The 22,959-nt window shown below is 65.1% G+C and carries 18 protein-coding genes and 6 pseudogenes; 9 read left to right on the forward strand and 15 right to left on the reverse strand.

Annotated features, from left to right (window positions below; genetic code table 11):
• Positions 1–2: 2 nt before the first annotated feature.
• Both ABDV78_RS13260 and ABDV78_RS13265 read left to right on the forward strand, forming a co-directional pair.
• Positions 3–743 carry a hypothetical protein gene (locus tag ABDV78_RS13260; protein ID WP_343527862.1) on the forward strand — a complete coding sequence of 247 codons (741 nt, stop codon included), beginning with the start codon at positions 3–5 and terminating at the stop codon, positions 741–743.
• Complete coding sequence (locus tag ABDV78_RS13265; protein WP_343527863.1) at positions 743–1,132, forward strand: DUF4878 domain-containing protein; 390 nt, start codon at positions 743–745, stop codon at positions 1,130–1,132. Before ABDV78_RS13260 ends, ABDV78_RS13265 begins: the two co-directional genes overlap by 1 nt.
• A gap of 117 nt (positions 1,133–1,249) precedes the next feature.
• Here the strand turns inward: ABDV78_RS13265 and ABDV78_RS13270 are convergent, their stop codons facing one another.
• The 4 genes from ABDV78_RS13270 to ABDV78_RS13285 are packed head-to-tail and all read right to left on the reverse strand — an operon-like array spanning position 1,250 to position 7,255.
• Positions 1,250–1,507 (reverse strand): hypothetical protein, encoded by a 258-nt coding sequence (locus ABDV78_RS13270; protein ID WP_294213413.1) that lies wholly within the window; start codon positions 1,505–1,507, stop codon positions 1,250–1,252.
• 6 nt (positions 1,508–1,513) lie between these two features.
• On the reverse strand, positions 1,514–4,789 hold the full coding sequence (locus ABDV78_RS13275) for an error-prone DNA polymerase (protein WP_343527864.1): 3,276 nt from the start codon (positions 4,787–4,789) through the stop codon (positions 1,514–1,516).
• Positions 4,789–6,573 (reverse strand): DNA polymerase Y family protein, encoded by a 1,785-nt coding sequence (locus ABDV78_RS13280; RefSeq protein ID WP_343527865.1) that lies wholly within the window; start codon positions 6,571–6,573, stop codon positions 4,789–4,791. Before ABDV78_RS13280 ends, ABDV78_RS13275 begins: the two co-directional genes overlap by 1 nt.
• Positions 6,491–7,255 carry a protein ImuA gene (locus ABDV78_RS13285; RefSeq protein WP_343527866.1) on the reverse strand — a complete coding sequence of 255 codons (765 nt, stop codon included), beginning with the start codon at positions 7,253–7,255 and terminating at the stop codon, positions 6,491–6,493. Before ABDV78_RS13285 ends, ABDV78_RS13280 begins: the two co-directional genes overlap by 83 nt.
• A gap of 473 nt (positions 7,256–7,728) precedes the next feature.
• Here ABDV78_RS13285 and ABDV78_RS13290 point away from each other — a divergent pair, with 473 nt between their 5' ends.
• Positions 7,729–8,355 (forward strand): SOS response-associated peptidase family protein, encoded by a 627-nt coding sequence (locus tag ABDV78_RS13290; protein ID WP_343527867.1) that lies wholly within the window; start codon positions 7,729–7,731, stop codon positions 8,353–8,355.
• Between the two features lie 206 nt (positions 8,356–8,561).
• On the forward strand, positions 8,562–8,819 hold the full coding sequence (locus tag ABDV78_RS13295; protein WP_343527900.1) for an MBL fold metallo-hydrolase: 258 nt from the start codon (positions 8,562–8,564) through the stop codon (positions 8,817–8,819).
• Here the strand turns inward: ABDV78_RS13295 and ABDV78_RS13300 are convergent.
• The 6 genes and pseudogenes from ABDV78_RS13300 to ABDV78_RS13325 all read right to left on the reverse strand — a co-directional run.
• Positions 8,783–9,211 (reverse strand): annotated as a pseudogene (locus ABDV78_RS13300) (IS110 family transposase); the annotation flags it as partial. The gene ABDV78_RS13295 and the pseudogene ABDV78_RS13300 overlap by 37 nt on opposite strands.
• Before the next feature lie 71 nt (positions 9,212–9,282).
• A pseudogene (locus tag ABDV78_RS13305) lies at positions 9,283–9,532 on the reverse strand (transposase); the annotation flags it as partial.
• Between the two features lie 69 nt (positions 9,533–9,601).
• A complete protein-coding gene (locus tag ABDV78_RS13310; RefSeq protein ID WP_343527869.1) occupies positions 9,602–11,446 on the reverse strand; it encodes a relaxase/mobilization nuclease domain-containing protein in 1,845 nt (614 codons plus the stop codon).
• 316 nt (positions 11,447–11,762) lie between these two features.
• A complete protein-coding gene (locus ABDV78_RS13315) occupies positions 11,763–12,293 on the reverse strand; it encodes a hypothetical protein (protein ID WP_343527870.1) in 531 nt (176 codons plus the stop codon).
• A gap of 106 nt (positions 12,294–12,399) precedes the next feature.
• Positions 12,400–13,332 (reverse strand): hypothetical protein, encoded by a 933-nt coding sequence (locus tag ABDV78_RS13320; protein WP_343527871.1) that lies wholly within the window; start codon positions 13,330–13,332, stop codon positions 12,400–12,402.
• Between the two features lie 676 nt (positions 13,333–14,008).
• Positions 14,009–14,233 carry a hypothetical protein gene (locus tag ABDV78_RS13325; RefSeq protein WP_343527872.1) on the reverse strand — a complete coding sequence of 75 codons (225 nt, stop codon included), beginning with the start codon at positions 14,231–14,233 and terminating at the stop codon, positions 14,009–14,011.
• Between the two features lie 215 nt (positions 14,234–14,448).
• Between ABDV78_RS13325 and ABDV78_RS13330 the strand changes: the two genes are divergently transcribed.
• Positions 14,449–14,817 carry a hypothetical protein gene (locus ABDV78_RS13330; protein WP_343527874.1) on the forward strand — a complete coding sequence of 123 codons (369 nt, stop codon included), beginning with the start codon at positions 14,449–14,451 and terminating at the stop codon, positions 14,815–14,817.
• A gap of 84 nt (positions 14,818–14,901) precedes the next feature.
• Here the strand turns inward: ABDV78_RS13330 and ABDV78_RS13335 are convergent, their stop codons facing one another.
• Positions 14,902–15,414, reverse strand: coding sequence for a MucR family transcriptional regulator (locus ABDV78_RS13335; protein ID WP_343527875.1), 513 nt, complete (start codon positions 15,412–15,414; stop codon positions 14,902–14,904).
• A 512-nt stretch (positions 15,415–15,926) separates the two neighbouring features.
• Between ABDV78_RS13335 and ABDV78_RS13340 the strand changes: the two are divergent.
• A pseudogene (locus tag ABDV78_RS13340) lies at positions 15,927–16,175 on the forward strand (transposase); the annotation flags it as partial.
• A gap of 137 nt (positions 16,176–16,312) precedes the next feature.
• Here the strand turns inward: ABDV78_RS13340 and ABDV78_RS13345 are convergent.
• The 4 genes and pseudogenes from ABDV78_RS13345 to ABDV78_RS13360 form a co-directional block, all read right to left on the reverse strand.
• Positions 16,313–17,192: pseudogene (locus tag ABDV78_RS13345) on the reverse strand (IS3 family transposase); the annotation flags it as partial.
• A 154-nt stretch (positions 17,193–17,346) separates the two neighbouring features.
• A pseudogene (locus ABDV78_RS13350) lies at positions 17,347–18,554 on the reverse strand (IS701 family transposase).
• Between the two features lie 56 nt (positions 18,555–18,610).
• Positions 18,611–18,868 (reverse strand): annotated as a pseudogene (locus ABDV78_RS13355) (transposase); the annotation flags it as partial.
• 127 nt (positions 18,869–18,995) lie between these two features.
• Entirely contained in the window at positions 18,996–19,997 is a 1,002-nt protein-coding gene (locus tag ABDV78_RS13360) for an AraC family transcriptional regulator (protein ID WP_343527876.1), read from the reverse strand.
• Between the two features lie 214 nt (positions 19,998–20,211).
• On the opposite strand from ABDV78_RS13360, the gene ABDV78_RS13365 reads away from it, so the two are divergent.
• From ABDV78_RS13365 to ABDV78_RS13375, 3 genes are read left to right on the forward strand one after another with little or no spacing between them, the layout of a single operon-like run.
• On the forward strand, positions 20,212–21,432 hold the full coding sequence (locus ABDV78_RS13365; protein ID WP_343527877.1) for a styrene monooxygenase/indole monooxygenase family protein: 1,221 nt from the start codon (positions 20,212–20,214) through the stop codon (positions 21,430–21,432).
• Position 21,433: 1 nt separating this feature from the next.
• A complete protein-coding gene (locus ABDV78_RS13370) occupies positions 21,434–21,907 on the forward strand; it encodes a flavin reductase family protein (RefSeq protein WP_343527879.1) in 474 nt (157 codons plus the stop codon).
• 47 nt (positions 21,908–21,954) lie between these two features.
• Entirely contained in the window at positions 21,955–22,899 is a 945-nt protein-coding gene (locus tag ABDV78_RS13375; protein ID WP_343527880.1) for a transporter, read from the forward strand.
• Positions 22,900–22,959: the final 60 nt, after the last annotated feature.

Consider the following 22,959-nt stretch of genomic DNA (forward strand, 5'->3'; position numbering starts at 1 on the left):
TTATGCGTTTGACCATTGCACTTGTCATCGGGCTGGCCGCCGTGCCCGCCGCCGCCCAGCGGGCACCCATCACCAAGCTGCTCGACAAGATCCCATCCGTCTTCGGCAACGGGCCGAAGCAGCCTGCCATCACCATGCCGGCCACGCCGGTGATCGTCGGCCTGACCCGCGCTGCCGATCGCAGCGTTGCCGGTGATCCGGTCACCTTCGATCTTGGCGGCTTTCGCCTCGGCATGAGCGAGGCGGAGGTTTCCGCCGTCATCGCGACGCGAAAGCTGACCAGCCGGGGCGTGACCCGCTTCGTCGATTTCGAAAGTCAGGTTCGCAGCGCCATCAACATTAGTGGCGGCGCTGGGGGCGTGGAAACGCGGCGCAGCGTGCTTGGCGAAGCCACGCTTCAGGACGATGCTGGTGGACGCTATGTGTTGAAGACGCTGGTCTGGCCGGACGGGGCGCATCTGTCGTCGATCGTGTACCTTGCGCCGCAAGGGACGTCGGTCGCCGAATGGCGTCACATGCTGGTCGAAAAATGGGGCACGGCGCGCGAAGAGCAGCCGGGTGATACATTCACGGCACGGTGGAGCAAGAACGGCAGTGGCTTCCGCGCCAGCGCGAATGTTGGCCCGCAGGGCGGAACGGTAATGATCGCGCCACCGGAAGGTTCGGCCCAGCAACCCGGCCGACTGGTCGAGCAGGCCGCTGAGGCCTTCATCGCCGCCCGTGCCAAGAAGCCGGTGCTGTGATGGGTACGATCGTGAAGGGGAGAATGCATATTCGTCCGCTGTTCGCAGCCGCCGCACTTCTCGCACTGACCGCCTGCGGCCAGGGACCGGGTGACGCTGCCCGTGCCGCGATGGAGGCAGCCGGGCGCGGTCAGACCGCCGAGGCGCTCGAACGCATTGATCCGGAGATCAAGGCGACCGCCGGAATTTTCATCACGCCGATGCTGCAAGGCAAGGCCGCGAATGCGCAGAAGCGGGGCGGCGTGACGTCTGTCGAGGTCGAGAAGGTCGACCAAACGGATGCGGATCACGCACTGGTGACCACCGTCACCCGCTTTGGCGACGGGTCGACGCAGACCGACACCGGCAAGGTACGAAAAGTCGACGGCAAGTGGTACATCACAATGTGAGGTTACACACGCCCGTTCTGAGCCGATAATCGCCACGTTCCATACTCGGCCTATGCGAAAATGGATGTCTGGCTGGGGGCAGTCCAGCGTGCCGGCTTCGGCACGCTGGACAAGCGCCTAGCGAGGATCGCCGCCGATCTGTCGGATGATGCCGTTCAGCGCGGCCGTGCAACCCTGCGCGCGGCCGATGTCGTGGTCGGTGCCGGCCGAGTTCCAAAACATGTCGAGCGGCCAGCGCTCCGGGCAATGCGCGATCAGGCAGCGTAGCGCGAGGCGCACCTCGATGGTGTCAACCTTGCCTTTGCCCGACCGGGCGGCGGCCGCGCGCAGGATGTGGAGCGACAAGTCTATGATGATCCGCTGATGGCGCGACATGGCCGATCAATGAAAGTCGCGCGACTTGATCCGCACCACCTGTTCGGGATCCTGGCCATTGGCGTGCGGTGGCCAGTAGCTGTCGCGCGGGCCCGGTCGCCAGCCGGCATCGCCCCGGTCGGGCGACCCGGCATGGCGCGCACCGTCTCCCCGGCCGGTCGCATGGGGGAAGTCCATCTGTCCGACTTGGGCGAGCAGCCCGCCATAGTCGATGATCCGGTCGCAGATGACATGGATGACAAGCCCCTCGCGCTGCACCCGGCCCTTCATCCCGATCATCGCCGCCGACATGACGGTGCGGCGCTGTGCCTCGAACCGATCGGGCCAGAGGATGCCGTTGGCGATGCCGGTCTCGTCTTCGATGGTGATGAATAGCACGCCCTTGGCGCTGCCGGGCTTCTGGCGGACAAGGATGATCCCGGCGACCTCGACGTGGCGGCCGTCCTTGATGTGGGCGAGGTCGGCGCAGCGGACAATGCCGCGGCGGGTGAGATCCTGCCGTAGGAAGACTAGGGGATGGGCGCGCAGCGACAATTGCAGCGCACGGTAATCCTCCACCACCTCGCGGCCCTCGGTCAGCGGGCGGAGCGACACGTCGGGCTCCAGTCCCTCCGGGTTGAACGAGGCTTCGCGCGCATCGGCGGCGGCGAACAGGGGGAGGGGGGCCTCGCCCAGGCCCTTCACCTTCCATAACCCCTGACGGCGATCCTCTCCTAGCACATGGAAGGCATCCGCTTCGGCCAGTCGCTCGATCGCGGCACGGGGCACGCCCGCACGCCGCCACACCTCCTCGACCGACTGGAAAGAGGCGTCTCCCCGCGCCGCGACGATCGCCGCACCATGCGCATTGGCAAGGCCGCGCACCTGGCGCAGTCCGAGCCGCACGGCGAGATAGCGGCCGCGTGTCGGTTCCAGCGTACAGTCCCAGCGGCTGGCGTTGATGCAGGCCGGCCGTACCTCGACGCCGTGCTCGCGCGCGTCGCGGACGACCTGGGCGGGCGCGTAGAAGCCCATCGGCTGGGCGTTGAGCAGCGCCGCGCAAAACACGTCGGGATGATGATGCTTCATCCAGCAACTGGCATAGGCGATCTTGGCGAAGCTGGCGGCGTGGCTCTCGGGGAAACCGTAGGAGCCGAAGCCCTCGATCTGCTTGAAGGTCCGTTCGGCGAAGTCGCGGGGGTAGCCGCGCGACACCATGCCCTCGACCAGCTTGTCGTAGAAGTGGCTGACCCCGCCGGTGAACTTGAACGTCGCCATGGCGCGGCGGAGCTGGTCGGCCTCGACCGCGGTGAAGCCTGCACCGACGATCGCGACCTTCATCGCCTGTTCCTGGAAGAGCGGCACGCCGAGCGTCTTCTCCAGCACCGCGCGCAGTTCAGGGCGTGGATAGTCGGGCTTCTCACGCCCCTCGCGGCGGCGCAGATAGGGGTGGACCATGTCGCCCTGGATCGGGCCGGGGCGGACGATCGCGACTTCAATAACCAAGTCGTAGAAACGCGCGGGCTTCATGCGAGGCAGCATGCTCATCTGCGCTCTGGACTCGATCTGGAAGGTGCCGAGCGTGTCGGCCTTCTGGATCATCGCATAGACGTTCGGATCGTCGTCCTGCAGGTCGGCCATGCCGACGCGCAGGCCCTTGGCTTCCTCCAGCAGGTTGAAGGCGCGGTTCATGCAGCCGAGCATGCCCAAGCCCAGCACATCGACCTTCATGAACTTCAGCGCATCGATATCGTCCTTGTCCCATTCGATCACCTGCCGGTCGACCATCGCGGCGGGCTCGATGGGGACGAGATCGTCAAGCCGGTCATGGGTGAGGACGAAGCCGCCAGGATGTTGTGACAGGTGGCGCGGTACGCCGATCAGCTGGCGCGACAGTTCCAGCGCCAGGCGCAGCCGCCGGTCATCCATGTTGAGGCCGAGCTGGGAAACCTGTTTCTCGCCGACGCCCTCCTGGCTCCAGCCCCAGATGAGGCCGGCAAGCGCCTTGGTCAAATCCTCGGGCAGGCCCAGCGCCTTGCCGACCTCACGCACCGCTCCGCGGGCGCGGTAGCGGGTGACGACCGCGGTTAGCGCGGCATGGTTGCGCCCATAGGTGTCATAGATCCACTGGATGATCTCCTCGCGCCGTTCATGCTCGAAATCGACGTCGATGTCGGGCGGTTCGCGGCGTTCTCCGGAGACGAAGCGCTCGAACAGCAGCTCATGCTTGATCGGGTCGATGCTGGTGATGCCGAGCACAAAGCAGACGCAGCTGTTGGCGGCGGACCCGCGCCCCTGACAGAGGATACCGCGCCTGCGGCTCTCCGCGACGATGCTGTTCACCGTGAGGAAGTACGGAGCGTAGCCCAGCTCGCCGATCAGCCTGAGCTCGTGTGCGATCTGGTCGCGATAGGCTTGCGGCAGGCCCTCGGGGAACATCCGTGCCGCCGCCGTCTCGGTCAGCCGTTCGAGTGCGCCTTGCGCGGTCAGTCCTTCTACCACGCGCTCCTGCGGATATTGGTAGCTGAGTTCGCCGAGGTCGAAGGTGCAGGCGCGCGCGATCGCGGCGGTGGCCGCGATCGCATCTGGGAAGGCGGCGAAGCGACGCTCCATTTCCTCAGGCGACTTGAGGTGGCGATCGGCATGACGCTCACGGGCATAGCCGAGCGTGTCGACGGTGCATTTCTCGCGGATCGCGGTGACCACGTCCTGCAACAGACGCGCTTGCGGAGCATGGTACAGGATGTCGCCGATGGCGACGGTCGCGACCCCTGCAGCCGCCGCCTGCATCGATAGCTGGTGCAGGCGAAGCGCGTCGTCGGGCCGCCGCCGGAAGGCAAGGCCGAGATAGCCGCGCCCGCCGAATGTCTTGTGCAGATCGACAAGATGGCGGTCCGTCATCTTGTCGGCCTCGTGCGGGAGCAGGATCGCAATCAACCCCTCATTCCAGGCAACCACATCCGCCCAACCGAGCGTGCAGCCGCCCTTGCCCGCGCGCGACTTGCCCAGCGTCAGTAGCCGGGTGAGCCGCGACCAGGCGTTCTTGTCGGTTGGATAGAGCAGCAGCGCCCGCCCATCGTCGAGATCGACGCGCGCGCCTGCGATCATCCGCACGGCAGTGGCCTTCTGCGCCTCCCACCCGCGCACCAGTCCGGCGACACTGCCCCGGTCGACGATTCCGAGCGCGGTGTGGCCTTGCAGCGCGGCTGCGGCGAAGAGTTCGTCGGGGCTGGAGGCGCCGCGCAGGAACGAGAAATGGCTCGTCACCTGAAGCTCGACATAGGTCGTGGTGGGGGCAGCCATCAGCCGAATAGCCCGTGGAGGTACCAGCTGAGATCACCGGTTGCGGCATCGACCCCGTCGCCGCGGCGGAACAGCCAGAAGCGTGCGCCGGTGTCGTCCTCGACCCGAAAATAGTCGCGCACCGCCCAGACCTCGCCGTCGCGCCGCCACCATTCGCCGTGAATGCGCTCCGGACCATCTCCGGCCACCACCGCATGGACCTGCCCGCGCCAGGTGAAGCGGCGCGGCGGTGCGTCGGGGAGGAGGGCGAGCACGCCGGTCAGCGGCTCGGGCCGGCTGAGCAGCCTTACCGGCCGGCGCCAGGCCGGCCAGCCAGTCGGCGCGGCGAGCGGCGGCGCGCGGCGTACCGCGCGTTCGGGCACGTCGCTCTCGACTGGCGCGGCGGTGAACAGCGCCGCCTCGCCGACCCGGCCGGCGATCTGGTCGACAAGCGTCGCGACGTCGGGCACCGCCGCCTCGCCGGTCAGGTCACCCGCCACCGCGGTAGCACCCAGCGGATCGGTCCGCGTCGCGGCGAGGCGCATCGTCTCTATCCCGTCACCCGGATCGATCCGCTCGATGCGCAGGTGGAAGAGGCGGGCGAGATGCACGACATCGCGGGTCGCGCGCGCGGTGCCGATCGCGAGCCGCTGCTCGCTGCCGTCGATCCGGTCGAGCAGCAGCACCAATGTGCGCACACCGCGCCCGTGCGCCTGCAACAGCAGCATCATGTCGGCGAGCAGGTCGGCGATCACTTGCTCAATCGCCTCGGCGGTGCCGATCGGCTCGAGCAGCCGGCGCTTTGCGACCGGCGTCTCCTCGGGCACGACCGGCACGATCGGTTCGGGGACACGCCCCAGTGCCTCGTCGAGGCGGCGGACACTCGCCATGCCTAGCCGCCGGGCGAGCGGCCCGCGTGGCAGCGGCAGGAGATCGGCGATCCGGTCGAGCCCAAACCGGTTCGCCGCCGCTGTTGCCTCCGGGGTCAGGCGGAGTGCGGCAGGAGGTAAGGGAGCCAGCGCCTGTGCCTCTTGTCCGCCGGGAACCAGCAGGATGGCATCGCGACCGAAACGGGCGAGCGCATGAGCTGCGCCCGGCGTGGAGGCGACCGTGACTCGTGCGGTCAGGCCGAAGCGTCGGCAGAACCCGACCAGTCGTTGGCAGAAGCGGGTCTCGCCCCCGTGCAGATGCGCGACGCCGCTCAGGTCCAGCCACAGCCCGTCCGATCCGCTGACCGCGGCGGTCGGTGTCCAATGGCGCACGGCATGCAGCGCCAGATCCGCCAGCAACGCCATATCTGCCGCCCGGTCGGCGGGGCGGATGTCGAGATCCGGGATTAGCGCCCGCGCCTGCGTCACCGCCATGCCCGGGGTCAGTCCGAGCGTCATCGCCGCCGGGCAAGCGGCGGAGATCACCTGTCGCTGTCCGATCTGCTCAGCCAATACCATCGGCACGAGGTTCAACGCGGGTGCTGGCCCTGATACTGCCTTGTGCTGACCCGGTGCGCTGGGGTGTCTGAACGGATGGTCCGCCGCCTCAGACCGACGACCCAGCTCGCGCATCGGCGGTCGCTGGTGCAGCGGCAGTGCCGCTACCTGCTTCTCCACCGTTGCACGCGCAGCGCCTTGCGCCCAGCGCGCACCGGGACGCCAGCCGCCGCCCCGCGGCACCGAGCAGGCACCGGGGTCGTCGTCGATGGGAAGCATAGGCGCGGGCCTTGGTTCAGGCAGCGCGCGCGGCCGCTCCAGCCGTCGCATTCGCTCGATCGCGAGATGCGGCAGGTAGAGCGAGGCGACCCGTGTCATCGCATGCCTCCAAGTCCATCGTGAAGCCCGGGCCACCGCGCTGGCGTGCCAGCTCGACCATCCAGCGCGCGCGGCCGACCCCGGGGGCGAGGAGCGGCGCGGAAGGCGCGCAGGCGATCCGCCACCGTGTCATGGCCGCCGACAGCTCGGTCAGTGGGCAGGTGCCCTGTCGGCGCCAGCGACGCGAGAGCAGGGCAGGGGTATTTCCCGTCATTGCCGCCAGCTGCAGTCGTCGGGTCGCAACCATGTCGGCGCGCTTTACCTCGCCGACGACCGCTGCAAGCCCGCCATGACGCAAGCCATCCTCCATGACGGCCAGAACGTCCTTGTCTTCACGTACCTCGGCGAAGAACAGCGTTGCAGGGCTGAGCCCGGCCTGTTCGAGACCCGGCGCATAGAGGTCGAACCGGGTGAGCGCCCAGAGCACCCGGCGGTCGCTCAGCGCTGCTGCGCGCGCGGCAATCCCGACCGCGAACAGCGTGGCAGCTGCATCATCTGTAAGGGTCGGTGTCGCCGAAGACGTCTCGTGCAGACCGCCGAGCGCCAGGCCGCCGCCCGTCAATCGCGTGTCTACCGCCTCGATGCCGAAAGGCAGGACTGCACCCTCACCGCTTCGCACAGCGCCTATGGCGCCCCGCAGGCGGGCCAGTGTTTCGATGGGTGGGGCGGTGGAAGACATCATTGCTGCGACTCATATGTTCGCTATATGTTCCGTTGATTCCACTGGCGGGTCAAGGCGTTGCGCAAGCGGATCGATAATCGGAACGGGACAGGGGCGTGGTAGAGGGCCGCAAAAGGGGCAGCCAAGAAGGCGGGGCAGGGGCCGATCACGATCATATCGGGCGGCGTCTGCGCACGTTGGAGGAGTGTGCCCTGCACAAGCGTACGTTGCGTCTCACCTGTCCAAAATGCGGTCACGTCCGCGTCCTCGACGCGGTTGCGCTCTGGTGGATGTTTTACCGGCGAGGATGGGACGGCACGCTCGGATTGGTGGGACGGCGATTATGTTGCTCGGCATGCCAGGCGGAAGGACGCACCCAGCGTCCCCGTGTGGCGATCGGGCGGGACGAGCCCACCGGCGCTGCTCTGCCCTATCCAGACGCCGCGACGTGGAAGAAGCTTGTCTCGCGCTACCGGTCGTGATCGAACAGGCCAATGTGTAATCTTTACAATATCAAGGTCGATCCCCGGAGCTATTTCGACGCGCTTATGGCGGTCGACGACACGGCCAACACGCTGGAGGTCGAGAAGGATTACGCGGCGCCCGGCAAACCCGGCTATGTCGTTCGTGTCGAGGAGGGCCGACGGGTGCTCAGCACGATGCGCTGGGGCTTCCCGACCCGCAAACCGCGTAAGCGGCCAGCGCGCGAGGGGGAACTGCCCTTTCTCTACGACTGGTGGACGAACGCCCGGAACATGCAGAGCAATATGTGGAAGCCGTGGCTGATGAAGGCCGAGCATCGCTGTCTCGTGCCCTTCACCCGCTTCTCCGAACCGAAAGCTGCTGCCGATCGGCAGGCACCCGGCGACACCAACTGGTGGTTCACCGTCGAGGATCAGCCAGCGCCGTGTTTCGCCGGGCTTTGGAAGGTCGACCAGGATCATGACCGGGTCTATGCATTCTGCACGACCGAGCCCAATCCGCTGGTTGCGCCCAAGCATCCCAAGGCGATGCCGGTCATCCTCCTGGCCGAAGATCAGGAACGCTGGCTGACCGCCCCGGTGGAGGAGGCGCTCAGCTTGCTGACCGCCTATCCGTCACAGCTGATGAGCGTCGCCTGATCATGGCCTGCAATCGCTATTATGACGGACCGCCGAGCAATCATTTCGACGGTACACGCTTCTTCAATCCGGGCCAGCCCAGTACCGAACGAGGCTTGCGCGCCATCCTGCGCTGGAAACTGGCGGGGGCTGCTGCCAAATGGCCGAAGTCGGTGCCGGTCACGCCCGCTAGGCCCGAGGCGCGCGTCGATGGCCTGTGCGTGACGATGGTAGGCCATGCGTCGCTGCTGATCCAGGCGGCAGGGGTGAACATCCTCACCGATCCGGTCTGGTCGGAGCGCGCCAGTCCGTTCCGCCGCGTCGGGCCGAAGCGGGTGACCGTGCCGGGGATCGCGTTCGACGAATTGCCGCCGATCGATGTCGTGCTGCTGAGCCATGCGCATTACGACCATCTTGATGTAGCGACGCTGCGACGCCTCGGCACCGTCACCATCGCGCAGACCCGCAGCTCTCCGAGCTTGTAGGCCAGCAGCGTGCGAAACAGCGCCTCGTCGTCGAGCTTGTCCGCCTTCTCGCGCCGGCTGCGCCGCGACGCCGCGATCGAGGCGGGGTCGACGACGTAGCTCTCGATACCCTCGCACACGAAGCAGCGGTGTATCCAGAAGCCGTCGAGGCTCGCTCCTTGGAAGACGACCAGCAGGTACTGCTCGCCCGTCCGCGCCTACGACTTCGCCTGCAACTGCGCGAACCGGTCCATGAGCGCGGCCACGTCGCCTCCCTTCACCTGGTGTTGCGAGATGCGCTCACCGGGACACGGTGATAGTGGCGGCACCAGCCAAGTGGAGCGGCTCAGCTCGAGTGACACGAAGATGGCGTTCAGCTGCGTGCTGACCGCGGCATGGGACGGAACGGATATGGGCGACGTCCTTCACGATTAAGCGGGAAGCTCAGTCTGCCTCAACCAGCGCCAGCCCGCGCCCATGGGATCTTTGTAATTTGCAGGCTTGATGCGGTGCGGTGCGCCTTCAGGTAGGTCGCGTCGATCATGACCGTTTTTTGGTACAGTTTCAGCTGACGCAAGTCCCTCCATTATGCGCAGGAAGACGCCCCTGTCGCTCCACCGCTTCCAGCGATTGCAGAGCGTCTTGTGCGGGCCATAGTCCCTCGACGCATCACACCAGCGCAGCCTGTTGCGATTGACGAAGACGATGCCGCTGAGCACCCGCCGGTCATCCACGCTCTCTTCACGCAGCCCGAAGCTGATCGCGCCTCTCACATCAACGGGTTCTGACCTTAACACGATCGATCAGCGTTCAATCTTCATGCCGGGATCATCGCTGCGCAGTCTGGCCGGATCGATCGTTTTGCGAATGTCGGCGGGCTGGGCATTCTTTTTCCCCGCGTCATCCGGCAGGTGGCGCCAGCCAACGTCGCGGTCAGGGCGCGATGAGGGCGCCAGATGATGCGCGCCAACGTCGATCGTTAACCGCAGATTGGCTGCCACGCGGCGGCACTCGGCGACGAACTCCGGCGTGCCCGCGACGGTGACACGACCGAACCGGTCGGACGCTCGAGCCAAGACCGTTTCGATGTGGCGCGGATCGAGCGCGTTCACAAAAAATATCTCGCCATGGTCGGTGAACGCCGGCGTCGCGCGAGCGGCGGTATTGAGCTCGGCTTCCCAATATTGCAGGGCTTGGCCAACCTGCCGTAGCCGATAGCCCGGTAGCACCTCGGCGCCATGAGCGCCGGGCAAGGTCATCGCCCCGCCGGTGATAATCGCGTCGGGAGCCGAAAAGGCGGCAACATCGAACCGCGCGTCGTCGATCGACAACGAGGCAGCGTCGCGCAGCGAACGAACTGCGGCAATCCGCGCGCCGAAAATCGCGTTCAGACCGGCGATATGAACGTCGCGCGCGCCGCGCAGGCGCTCGCGAATCTGGCGGCGCACATAGGCGGGCGCGCTCGGCGTCAGGCTCAACAGAAGCGACTTGCTCTCGCAGCGAACCTGCGCGATCGCCATGTCGCGCGCTGCCCGTAGCGCGCCGATCCGTCGTTCCGTACCCGCTGCTAGCGCAGCACAACGTTGACGTTGCTTACGCCAGCGTTGGAAGCGGTCGGGGTCGTCGATGCGGGGCTGATAGTCGGCGATCTCGAGGTCGGCGGGCGGCGGCGTGTATCGGCCCAGCCGCCCCTCGGCGGACAGTTTCTTCCACGTGAGATCGCGCCCGACATGCGCGAGTTTAACATGCTCGTCTCGGGACTGAATTTCGCCACCGCCGGCCTTGGGGCGGATCACCATGCCTGCAGCCGCCAGCGCGCGGTGTACTTCGTCCCACGACCGTGCGTCGCGCAAGACCGGTGCGGCCCGCTCCTGCGCCATGCGCGTGAAGCTTGCGAGGCCGCTATCGCGCTCCCATTGCAGGACATGCGCGCTGATAGGCGGTGCCCGCCTTTCTCGCTCAGGCGGTTGATCGCGGTGTACGACGGTGCCCTTTCGCATTTCATAGCGCGTGCCTTCCTCTGGTGTCAGCCCGAGCGCATGGTCGATGCGCGCGATCGCGCGTTGCATCGCATCCTTGTAACCGGACCTGTTGCCGAAGCGGGTCATGGCTGCTTCGTGAGGTTTCACCGTGACGATGAGGAGGTGCAGGTGGAGGTTATCGGTATCACCGTGCAGCGCCCACAACCCAAGCGCCTCGGGACAGCCAAGTTCCTCCAGCAGCAGGCGCAAGCTCTCGTGGCATTCCTCCTCGCTCGGCCGGGTCGCACCGGCACGCAATGACTGGACGACATGGCGTACAGGCTTTGCGCCCGCCGGTAGTTTGCGGTTGAGCCGCTGCCGCATGTCCGCTTGGCCTTCCTGCCAGTTCAGGGGGGTACCGCCGGTGACAGCGCCGCGCGCTAGGACGCGCGTACGCTCGTCGTCCTCCTTCGCTGCTTTTCGCGCGGGGTGACCTTCGTCGGCATCGTCGCTGCCAGTCATATACGTCGCCAGCATCAGCCCATGTTCCATTGCACCCGACGGTTCGAACCGTAGCAAGGCATTGCGCTGCGCCTCCTTGCCCTCACCCATATAGGCGCTCAGCAGCTCGGCATAGCGAGGCGCTTCCTGTGTCGTGGCCTTAGTATCGATGTTTTTGATGATCATCGTCTGTCTCCAGGACCTGTTCAGGTCATGCTGCCGGGTCCGCGTGCGCGGGCCCTCAAGCGGTTGCGAGATGCATCAGCATCGAGCGACCGTTCCCCGGGGACGTCGCCACCGGCGATGGCCCCCATCCTGTGTCAGAAAACCCCGGTGGCCGCAGCATCGGCTACCATTCTGCACGTCCCCGAAGCGCAGCATGACGCTGTCGATCACAGCATGGCGGAAGGTGACGTGACGTCATCAGCGCCATCACAGTCAAATGACGCGCAACATGACATAACATGCCGTAGCGCGTCGCAGGATGAAGTGCTCACACCGGTCAGGTCCAGACGCGGTAGAGCATGGCCGAAATGCCTGCTACCATCGTGATCCGGTAACCGCAGATCAGCGCGCGGAACCAGCGGCGCGTGCTCTGCTCCCCGCGCACCTCGCTGATTCCGGCGGCAATGGCCTTGCCTATCTCGTCGAGCACGAGGCGGGTCGGGCTGAACCCGCTGCCATCCGGCGACCGTAGCAGGTCGAGCAGCGGGCGGAGCGTCTCGACACGCTGGTCGAGCGCCTTGATCAGGCGGGCGAAGTTCGAAACCCCCTTTGCAAGTGCCGTATGGTGCGCAGCGAGCATGTCGGCGATCATCTGCTCGAGCCCCAGGATGTCGCCCCATTTGTTGAGCAGCGCCTCGCGCTCGCCAGCCAGCAGGCGCGCCAGCGCATTGAAATGGCGGTCGTGCATGTCATACAGGTCGCCAAAGATATGCTGCTGCGCTTCGACGCGATCGGCGACCTGCAGCACGAGCACGGCGCCGATCTTGAGTAGGGCGAGCAGCACGAACATATCGTCGTCGCGCTGCAACTGGTGCCGGCCAACATACTCTAGCACCGCCCTCTGCTCGGGTTCTGCGAGTAGCCCAAGCAGTAGGTTGAGCGGATGGTCGTGCGAACTGGACGATGTGACCATGTTAGATCGTCCAGCTATAGCCGGTGGGCAAGGCCAGCAGGTCTGCGATCGTGTCCAACTGCTCGGTCCAGTCGTGAAGCCACCGTCGGCACGACAGCCGCTGGCTGAGCGGCAGCAGCGGCGAAGACAAGGCCTCGGTGAACGCGAGACCCACCGCATCAATGCGCGCATAGATGCCGGGGGCCAACGCTGGCATCAGCAGGACGCGTCCCCCCGCGGCCTCGAGTGCGGCGCGCGCCTTCCCACCGATGTGGCGGCCGTGGCGGTCGGTAATACCCTCGTGCCAGAGCACGAAGTCCTCGGTCCGGCCAGCGGACACGTTCATGACCACTAGGTAATCGGCGTCGGGCCCGAACATCGCGATTGCGGTTAGCACTGACGAGATGGACGCCAGCAGCGGCGATATGGGCAGCAGGACAACGAAGCGTCGCCCGTTTTCGCGGTGGACGTCGACGAGATCGCGCGGCCGCAAATTTTCGTTGAGCTCCGCGAAGTCGGACAGTGATCCGCCGGGTAAATCAAACGCCAGCAACTCTTCCTCGCGTTCGGCCATGTCGAGCAGCACACCGCGGTCGCGCGGCGACCGCGCATCGAAATAATCGATCCCGGTCAAAGGGTTTTGCTCGGGCAAGAGATGGCCATCGGCGTCACGATCCCCCAGGAACGCCACGAGTTGGCCGTTCTCGCTGTCGCCATCCATGCCGAGCACGCGGTAGCTGCCTGGCACGGTGAGGTGGTGGCGCGTAACCTCGATGGTCGCGCGCGTGATCGTGCTCTTGCCGACGCCGCCCTTGTCGGTCAGCGCGGCGATTGTCGTCTTGCCAGGCGGCGTGGCAGCAGCGGGCTTGGCCTTGGTCCTTGTAACAGTCGTGGTCGGACGCGCTGCGGTTGCGACGTCGGTCGTTATGACGATGTAATCCTGCTGGTCGGTCATGGGAATGTCCTATAATTATCTATGCCTCGGAGCGGGGCAGTCGCCGCGTGCTCGAGGGGGATGTCGGTTGTGGATTGTCGGCTGGAGGCCGTGGTGGTGTGATCGGTGTTGGTACGGGCGGTGCCGCAGCGGCGGAGGGCGCCGATGGTGATGCTGCCTGCGTAGCTGGGGTAGGGCTAGGTGATTCCGAGGGCGGCGGCTGTCCGCTGGGCGGCAGGGCAATCACCGCCGCAGCGTGGTCGGCGTCTCGCGAGAAACGATGCCAATAGACACAAAGAGTTGCACCCGAGATCGGATAGCCGAGTGATTCGAGCCATGCCGCGATGCGGTCGAACGAATGCCCGGCCTGGCGCCGGCCCTTGATACCCGACCATAGCGCGCGGACCACGTCGGCGAGCGAGCACTCGCGCTGCGGCGGCGACGCCCGATCCTCCAGGGTCGCTCGTTGTACGTCGCGCTGGACCTCGGATATCAGAAAGCGCTTACGCGACATGCTGCGGGTTCCGCTGCATGCTGCGCGCCACCTGCGCGATAGGTGGTATGTGACTGTGCGCGAACTCGCGCGGGTGATGACCCGCACGGGTTGGCGGGTCGGTAGGCAGTGCCCGCAGACACCATGACACGGAAAGAGCTTGATCCATGACGGGGTTATGGGAAGCACGCTATGCCGCGTGCATCAAAGATACATTCGCGCTGGAAAAAATTTCCATGTGAAGCGGCGCGTTGCGTTTGATTGCGGCACGTTATGCAAGGTCGAGGCGCGTGATGCGCTCGACGTCAGTGCCGCCTCAAGAAGAATGTCAGTCAAATCTACCGTTTTGCCATCGCGCATGGCTGGGGTGAGCGTGGTCCGGCCGAGCATCTCGGCCAGTTGCTCAAGCCCAAGCCGCGTACCCGGCATATGCCAAGGATTGGCCGCAGCGAGCTGCCAGCGCTGATCCGGGCGATTGACGGCTATGATGGCGAGGAAACGCCGCGGCGTCGCGCGGTCACCCGCGCGGCGCTGCTGTTTACGCTGCTGACCTGGGCGCGGACCAACAGACGCGCCATGCCCGTTGGGCGGAGTTCGAGGATCTCGACGGGCCTGCGCCGCTCTGGCGGGTGCCTGCCGAGCGCATGAAGATGGCGCGCGAGCATGTCGTGCCGCTGGCACCGGCGGTCGTCGCGCTCCTCAAGGATGTGCGGGTCTATAGTTCAGCGGACTATGTCTTTGCAGGCGAGAAGCCTGACCAGCCAATTTCGCAGAATACGATGATCTATGCCTGCTACCGGATGGGCTATCGGGGCCGCCAGACCGTGCATGGTTTTCGTGGGCTCGCCTCGACCTGGGCCAATGAGGCCGAATGCTACCAGCCCGACTGGATCGAGATGGCGCTCGCCCATCTCGAGCGCGACGAGGTGAGGGGGCCTATAACGCCGCGCTCTATCTTTCCCCGCGCCGGCGCATGCTCGAGGACTGGGCCCGGTTCATCCAGAGCCATCTGAACGCCGTGCCAGCGGTCGATGACGCCTTGGGTCTAGTGCAGAGTGATAGGCAGGGCTGTCTTGAAGGCAGCCCTGCCTGACCGGTTATTCGCCCGACAGATGCGCGGCTGCGGCGCTCTTGGCCGCCTTCACACCCTTGGGCTTGGCTGCGCTTGCGACCTTGGTGCCCGGCTTGCGGCCGAGGCCGATCTTCTTGGCCATTGCGCGGCGGCTTTCCGAATAGGTCTCGGCGACCATCGGATAGTCGGCCTTGAGGTTATAGCGTTCGCGATATTGCTCGGGCGTCAGGCCGTTGGTGGCGAGGTGACGGCGCAGCGTCTTGTAGGGCTTGCCGTCGATCATCGAGAGGATGTGCTCCTTCGAAGCCAGCGACTTCCGCACCGAGACAGCAGGCGTGTATTCGGTGGTGTCGACCGCGTCTGCTGCCGCCGTCTCGCTGCCGCCGGCCAGCTTCAGGATGGCGCTGTGCATGCTGCCCAGAAAAGCCGGCACCTGCTCGGCGTCGATGCGCGTGTTGGGATTGCCCAGCCAGGCAATGGTCAGTTCAGTGGCGAGTTCGACCGCATGCGCGGTGTCGGTGATGGTTTCGTCAGCCATGGTCTATCCAGATGGGAGTGGCAGGAGTGTTAAAACGCTGCGCGGTTCCGGGGAACCGTAAACGGCCATGTCGCAGCAACGCTCCTGCAGCAGCAATAATGACACGGCGTCAAGCAAATATTTGTTCCAATAGATGCGATGATGTGTTTCAGCGTGCAGCCCGCAGAAAAAAAATTTTTAGTTTGTCTCATGCCGTTGGAGGTGTCGTTGTTTATTCAGCGACGTATTTTTCACGCGGGATATGTGAGATGCTCCGTTCCAAATCAAATTGGCGAGGCAGCACGAACGGCAGTATATGCCGACCGTTATATCAGCCATCCCAAGTGCATATTCAGGTGGTGGGCTTGTTCCATCTTCGAGAAGTGGTTGGCGTAGCCCAACGTCGCGCGAACGAGCGCTGAATGTGGGCTCTTCATAAAGGCTGACGCTCAACCTTTAGGCGGCGTCTGCATTTAATAGATTCCGTTTGCTGCTGCTGATTTCTGATTCAAGGCTGTCGAAGGGGGCATGCCATGAGCAGACGGACGCTGACGGACGAGCAATGGGAACGGATCGCGGGGTATCTTCCCGGCCGGGAGGGGACGCGGGGCCGTAGCGGCGTTAACAATCGGCTGTTTGTGGACGCGATCCTGTGGATGGCGGGCGATGCGGCGCGCTGGCGTGACCTGCCGGAGGTGTTCGGCAAGTGGACAGGAGTGCATGCCCGGTTCCGGCGTTGGTCACATGCCGGTGTATGGGAACGGCTTTTCCATAGCCTGTCCGTCATCACGCCGACTGATGTGCTGGCGATGGTGCGGCGGGTCGAGGCGCGCGGCGCGCTCGACGTCAACCGCCGCCTCAAGCAGCTTGTCAGTCAAATCTACCGTTTTGAGCTGCTGCCGGTCCGATGGACACGAGGTTAAGCTACCTGCGCTTGCCGCTTGAAGTCCATGAGGCTGAGATAGCCCAAGGTCGAGTGCCTGCGTTTCGGGTTGTAGAAGCGCTCGATGTAATCGAACATGTCTACTTTCGCGTGATTGCGCGTGCGATATGTCTTCCGGCCGATCCGTTCGGTCTTCATTGACGAGAAGAAGCTCTCCATCGCCGCATTGTGCCAGACGTTGCCCGACCGGCTCATCGAGCAGGTGACGCCATTATCGGCCATCAGCCGCTGGAACTGCTTGCTCGTATATTGGCTGCCCTGATCCGAGTGATGCAGCAGAGCGTGGGCTTGCCGCGTCGCCAGATCGCCATCATCAGCGCATCGGTCACGAGCTGGGCGGTCATGGTGTCGCTCATCGACCAGCCGACCGCACGGCGCGAGAACAGGTCAATGACGACGGCGACATAGAGCCATCCTTCCGTGGTCCAGATGTAGGTGAAGTCTGCGATCTATTTTTGGTTGGGGACCTCGGCGGTAAACTGGCGGTCGAGGAGGTTGTCAGCGATGACCGACCGCAGACCATCGTCCTTCGACAGCCTACGACGTCGCGGACGCGCCCTCAGGCCTGCACGCGCATCAGTCGTTCGATGTGATGCAAGCCACATGACAGGCCTTCGGCTAGAAGATCGTGCCAGACCTGGCGCGCACCGTACGTCCGATAGCTGAAGATGAAGCTGGCGCGGACCTTGGCGCCGAACGCCTCATCGCTGCGGGCGCGGGCACTTGGCGCGCCGATGAGCCAGGCATGAAAGCCGCTACGCGAAACACCGAGCGCTTCGCAGATCCACAATACCGGCCAGATCCCTCGGTGCTTGGCTACCAACTCGAACCTCATATCGAGTCCCTGGCAAACTAGCATTACAGTTGCGTTTTTGATTGGACATGTGAGCGTTGTGCGGCGGCTTGATGGGCGCGTCGCCAGCATGACCAAGCGATAACGTGACGAGGCTCGATGCGTCGCTGTGCCAGCCTGATGACGATACGGCGGATTTCCTGGACGGACCAGCGGATCAGGTCGATGGCTTCGTCCAGGCTCTTTTTGGGGGCGCGGCATTGGCGCGGGTGCGGATGGCCGCCAGCATCGCGAAGGCGAGCATGACGAGCGAGACGTGCCGGTGCCAGCCATGCCAGGAGCGGGTTTCGTTGTGGTCGAGGCCGAGTTCATTCTTGGCGGTCTCGAAGCTGTCCTCGATGGCCCAGCGATGTCCCTCCACCCCGACCAGGGTTTCGATGGTCGTGCCGGCCGGACACCAGGTGGTGAAGAAGGCAAGGTCATCACCGGCGACGTGGCGGCGTATCAACAGGCCCCTGGTCCATGTTCCGGTTGCACCATCGCCATATTCGTCGGCTTCGAGGTCGGCGAGCTCGAAATAGGCCCAGTCATGGAGGCGTTCGCCCTTGGTGCCCTGACCCGCCGACAGGCGCTGCCAGGCAGCAGGATCGAGATCCTCTGCGATCTGCGCGGCGGTGCCCGCGACGACCGGCTTGTCGCCCCACGAGCCGAAGCGATGGTCGCCCTTCACGCCCAGTACATAGCCCTTGCCGGCACGGCGCAGCACCTGCTCGATGTCGCCGACGCCGTAGACCGCATCCGCCGCGACCCAGGCAAACGGCATGTCGGCCGCAATCGCGCGTTCGATCATCTCCACCGCCAGCGCCGGCTTGGTCGCGAATGCCGTGCCTTCCGGCACATGCGCGGCCGCCAGGCGTGCCGGGTCAGCGGTCCAGTTCTTCGGCAGATAGAGCGCACGGTCGACCAAAGCATGGCCTTTGGCCGAGACATAAGCGGCGAACACGCCGATCTGGCAGTTGGTCACCTTGCCCGCCGACCCGGTATATTGGCGCCCCACGCCGCACGATGCCTTGCCCTGCTTCAGGAATCCGGTCTCATCAATGACCAGCACCGCATCATCAGCGCCCAGGTGCTCCAGCGCATAGTCGCGCACGACGTCGCGCAGGGCATCCGCATCCCACCGTCCGCGGCCCAGGATCGCCTGCTGTCGCCATGGGCCCGCATCGCCGGCCGCCTCGGCACGCATCCACCCCGTCTTGCGGCGCTCGTCGCCCAGCAGGCCGTCCAGAAAACTGTTCGCCGATGCCGCCACACGCGCCTGGCTGAACAAGGGCCGCATCCGCGCCTTCACCTCGCGCAGCGATGATGCCCAAAGCTCCAGCGTCGCCTCGATCGATGCTCCCGTCACCACGACCTCCTCGTCATGCTGACCCATTGATTCACAATACGATCAAAACGCAACTGTAATGCTAGGCCGCCGCTTTTTTCAAGATGTCGCGCTCTGCCTTCATTCTGGCCAGATCGCGGCGCAGCCGCCCAATCTCTTAGCTGTCCGGTTTTATCACGCCATACCCGGGAAACGCCGACCCCAGGCCCGCCGCCTGCTCGCGCACCCACTTGCGCAGCACGTTCTCGTGCAGATCCAGATCGCGGGCGGCCTGCGATACCGATACCCCGCGTTCCCGCACCAGCTTCACTGCCTCGAGCTTGAACTCGCGGCTGAACTTCCGTCGTTGGATTCCCATCCTCCAGTTCCAAAAACACCTTATCTCGGTGTCCACGGAACCGGCAGCAGCTTAAAGCAAGTCAAACGGTCGTGGGGCACTTGACCCAAATACCCCTGTCACACCACCGATTGTCGTGACATCATCGCGCGCGGCGGAGTGTCTCGGAAGGTGTCTCGCCATAGAGTTTGCGATATTGGCCCGCGAAGCGTCCCAATTCGTAAAAACCCCAGTCCTGCGCAAGTCGTGACACGGTGACGTCGGGTGTAGGCTTCAGCAGCGCCTCACGCACGCGCCGCATCCTGCACGCACGCAGATGCGCCATCGGCGAGGTGTTGCGGAAGCGCTTGAAGCCGTCGAAGAGCGCCCGCCCGCTGACGCCGCTCACCGCGACCAGCTGTTCGATCGAGATCGGGTCAGCGGCATGTTCCTCGATATATTGTTCGACCAGCCGGACATGGCGCGGCGCGATCGAGCGGTCGCGGTCGCGCAGCACGTCGCTGTAGCTATGCTCCTGCCCCTCGATCAGGCTGAGCAGCAGCGCCTGTTCCAGCTGTTCGATCGCCAGGCTTTGGGGATGCGCGCGATCCTGGCACTCGACCAGGCCGACCAGCAGCTCGGTCAGCCGCCACCATTGGGCCCCCAGTCCTTCGCGTGGAATGGCGAGGCGAAAGTTGAGTGGACGGCGCAGCGGATGGCCCAGCAGCGCCGCGACATGCTGTTCCAGCGCCTCGCGATCGATCCGCACCATGTACTTGGCGCAGTCGGGCGACCAGCGCATCGTCACCAGATCGTCGGGTGACAACAAGCTGCCCAGGGTAGGGGAGGCCTGCACCGTGCGTCCGCCCGCATCGACCAGCGCCTGTCCGGCATAGGGCAGCATCAGCAGATAGAAGTTCTGGAGCTTGCCCGGATCGATCTGGACTTCGGCGCCATAGCCCATCGTCGCCAGGCAAGATTGCTTGATGGTCACGGCATTCTGCCACGCCTGCAACTTGGCGTCTTGCGAGGTCGGGCTGAGTCGGTGGTCGCAATAGAGGCGCGCGACATGCGCCCGCGTCTCGTCCACGTCCGACGAGCCGAACACGCGGCATTTGTCGAGTGGTTGCGCCTTGGCCTTTGATGGCGTCATCCTGTCCAGCATCGCCTCTCCATCGGTCCCGCCGTCACCGGCGAATTAAGCCATGAGTCGTGTACGCCTGCAAGTTTCGGCCGGTTGGCCCGGCTCATGACCGACCATAACATTTCAAACCTAAAATATGCAATCCGCGAACAGCGTCGGCGGTCGCAGCATAGTCCCGGCGGGGCACCCGCACTTATCCTGTCTCCATTATAAAAGGCATTTGGAGACCGGAGAGATGACGCGGATCGGGATCGTCGGTGCGGGCCAGGCGGGGCTGCAACTGGGCATGGGTTTGCTGGAGCGGGGGCATGAGGTCATCATGCTGTCCAACCAGACGGCCGAGCAGATTGCGGGCGGCCGCGTCACCTCCAGCCAGTGCATGTTCGACCAAGCGCGCGAGCATGAGCGCAAGCTGGGCATCAACTTCTGGGACGATGCCTGTCCGCCGGTGGAGGGCATCGCCTTCTCGCTGGTCGGTGAGGACGGCGCTTCGCAAATGTCCTGGGCCTCGCGCCTCGATGCGCCCGCCCAGTCGGTCGATCAGCGGGTGAAGATGCCACGCTGGCTGGCGGAGTTCGAGGCGCGCGGCGGCGAGCTGCGTATCTGTGACGCCGGGATCGCCGAGCTGGAGGAACTGGCACGCGAATGCGATCTGGTCCTTGTCGCCTCGGGCAAGGGAGAGATCGGCAAGCTGTTCGAACGCGATGCCGACAAGTCGCCCTTCGACAAGCCGATGCGCAGCCTGGCGCTGACCTATGTCAACGGCATGACCCCGCGCGCCGAGCATAGTGCGGTCAACTTCAACCTGATCCCCGGCATGGGCGAGTATTTCGTCTTCCCGGCGCTGACCCTGAACGGGCCGTGCGAGATCATGGTGTTCGAGTCGCTGCCCGGCGGCCCGATGGATTTGTGGGACCCGCGCGCCTCGGCCGAGGAGCATCTGGAAACCAGCCTGCACATCCTGAAGCGCTATGTGCCGGAGGAATTCGAGCGTGCTCGCAACTGTACGCTGACCGACCAGCAGGGCTGGCTGACCGGGCGTTTTCCGCCGACGGTGCGTAAGCCGGTGCTGACCCTGCCGTCGGGCGCCAAGGCGCTGGGGCTGGGCGACGCGGTCTGCCTCAACGATCCGATCACGGGGCAGGGGGCGAACAACGCCGCCAAGAGCGCGGCCATCTATCTCGACTCGATCATCGCGAACGAGGGCAAGCCGTTCGATAGCGCCTGGATGCAGGCGACCTTCGACCGCTATTGGGACTATGCGCAGTTCGTAGTCGGCTGGACCAACGGTATGTTGCAGCCGCCGCCCCCGCACATGGTCCAGCTGCTCGGTGCCGCCTCGGCCCAGCCGCGCGTGGCCCACTGGTTCGCGAACAATTTCGACGATCCGCGGCGGTTCTTCCCGACGATCACCGCGCCCGAACTGACCGAGGACTTCATCAAGGAGGCTGCATAACATGGACCGCATGGCTCTTCGCCGGACCTTCGGCCGCTTCGCCACCGGGGTCACGATCGTCACCTGCTCGACCGATGAGGGGGTGCACGGCATGACCGCCAACTCCTTCACCTCGGTGTCGCTCGACCCCGCGCTGGTGCTCATCAGCATCGACAACAAGGCCAAGATGGCCGCGCGGCTGCGCGAGGCGGGGCATTATGGCCTGAACATCCTGTCCCAGCAGCAGATGGCGCTGTCCAACCATTTTGCTGGCCGCCCCAGCGACCAGCCGATCGACTTCGACTGGCATGAGGATATTCCGCTGGTGCGCGGCGCGATGGCGCATCTGGCGTGCCGGGTGAAGGACGTATTCCCGGCGGGCGACCACTGCCTGTTCGTGGCCGAGGTCGTCGACCACCGCCATGAGGACGAGTCGACGCCGCCGCTGCTCTTCTACGGCGGCGCGTATCGCCAACTGCACGAGATGGCCGCCTGATCGGGCGGCCACCGGCATCCGATAACGATCAACAAAAGGGGGAGTATATGCGGAAAGTTTTCGCCACGATGGCGGCTGCTCTGGCGATGGGGGTGTCGGGCCCGGCGCTGGCGTCGGAACTGGGCGGCGGTGTCTATCCCAATGGCGCGGAGGGTTTTTCCGGCGCCGCCATGCCGCCGCCGGGCACCTATCTGCTCGGCTATCTCCAGCATTATGACGCGGATCGCTTCAACGGGCCGGATGGCGAGGCGGGGCTGCTGCCCAATTTCCGCGCGCGGTCGGACGCGGCGATCGTGCGGATGGTGCACATGACGCCGGTGAAGATCCTGGGTGCAACCTGGGGCATGCAGGCGATCGTGCCGGTCGTGAAGCTGAAGGTCGGCGCGGCGGGCCTGGGCGACGAGACGACCGGGCTGGGTGACATCACCATCGACCCGATCCTGCTGGGCTGGCATTTCCAGAACGGCGTGCATGTCAGCGCGGGCGTCGACATCAACCTGCCGCTGGGCGCCTATGACCGGCGCAAGCTGTCGAACATCGGCCGCAACTATCTGAACTTCGAGCCGGTCGTGGCGCTTGCTTACTATGGCAAGAAGGGCTTCTCGCTCGACGTGAAGGTCATGTACGACATCAACACCCGCAACAACCAGGCGGTGTTCACACCCTTCAACCCCACGGGCGCCAGCTATCGCAGCGGCAACGAGTTGCACGCCGATATCGCGGTCGGCCAGCAGATCGGCAAGTGGAAGCTGGGCGCGTCGGGCTATGTCTATAAGCAGACCAGCAAGGATCAGGTGTCCGACCCGACCGCGCAGGCCTTTATCGAGCGGATGCGCGGCTTCAAGGGACAGGTGATCGGCGTCGGCCCGACCGCCAGCTATCAGGCGGGCAAGGTCCAGTTGATCGGCACCTGGCAGCATGAATTCCACGCCGAGAACCGCCCGCAGGGCGACAAATTCTGGTTGAAGGCGGTCATCCCGATCGGTCGCTGACAGGCTCTGGTCGACAGGGCGCTCCGCTCATCCAGCGGGGCGCCCTTTTTCTATTCCTCC

It is taken from the genome of Sphingomonas sp., from assembly GCF_039594485.1.
Taxonomy (GTDB): Bacteria; Pseudomonadota; Alphaproteobacteria; order Sphingomonadales; family Sphingomonadaceae; genus Sphingomonas.

Coding starts and splice junctions, on each gene's coding strand:
- ABDV78_RS13260 (WP_343527862.1), top strand. CDS start 3: ATGCGTTTGACCATTGCACTTGTCATCGGGCTGGCCGCCGTGCCCGCC.
- ABDV78_RS13265 (WP_343527863.1), top strand. CDS start 743: ATGGGTACGATCGTGAAGGGGAGAATGCATATTCGTCCGCTGTTCGCA.
- ABDV78_RS13270 (WP_294213413.1), bottom strand. CDS start 1,507: ATGTCGCGCCATCAGCGGATCATCATAGACTTGTCGCTCCACATCCTG.
- ABDV78_RS13275 (WP_343527864.1), bottom strand. CDS start 4,789: ATGGCTGCCCCCACCACGACCTATGTCGAGCTTCAGGTGACGAGCCAT.
- ABDV78_RS13280 (WP_343527865.1), bottom strand. CDS start 6,573: ATGACACGGGTCGCCTCGCTCTACCTGCCGCATCTCGCGATCGAGCGA.
- ABDV78_RS13285 (WP_343527866.1), bottom strand. CDS start 7,255: ATGATGTCTTCCACCGCCCCACCCATCGAAACACTGGCCCGCCTGCGG.
- ABDV78_RS13290 (WP_343527867.1), top strand. CDS start 7,729: ATGTGTAATCTTTACAATATCAAGGTCGATCCCCGGAGCTATTTCGAC.
- ABDV78_RS13295 (WP_343527900.1), top strand. CDS start 8,562: ATGGTAGGCCATGCGTCGCTGCTGATCCAGGCGGCAGGGGTGAACATC.
- ABDV78_RS13310 (WP_343527869.1), bottom strand. CDS start 11,446: ATGATCATCAAAAACATCGATACTAAGGCCACGACACAGGAAGCGCCT.
- ABDV78_RS13320 (WP_343527871.1), bottom strand. CDS start 13,332: ATGACCGACCAGCAGGATTACATCGTCATAACGACCGACGTCGCAACC.
- ABDV78_RS13325 (WP_343527872.1), bottom strand. CDS start 14,233: ATGCCGGGTACGCGGCTTGGGCTTGAGCAACTGGCCGAGATGCTCGGC.
- ABDV78_RS13330 (WP_343527874.1), top strand. CDS start 14,449: ATGAAGATGGCGCGCGAGCATGTCGTGCCGCTGGCACCGGCGGTCGTC.
- ABDV78_RS13335 (WP_343527875.1), bottom strand. CDS start 15,414: ATGGCTGACGAAACCATCACCGACACCGCGCATGCGGTCGAACTCGCC.
- ABDV78_RS13360 (WP_343527876.1), bottom strand. CDS start 19,997: ATGCTGGACAGGATGACGCCATCAAAGGCCAAGGCGCAACCACTCGAC.
- ABDV78_RS13365 (WP_343527877.1), top strand. CDS start 20,212: ATGACGCGGATCGGGATCGTCGGTGCGGGCCAGGCGGGGCTGCAACTG.
- ABDV78_RS13370 (WP_343527879.1), top strand. CDS start 21,434: ATGGACCGCATGGCTCTTCGCCGGACCTTCGGCCGCTTCGCCACCGGG.
- ABDV78_RS13375 (WP_343527880.1), top strand. CDS start 21,955: ATGCGGAAAGTTTTCGCCACGATGGCGGCTGCTCTGGCGATGGGGGTG.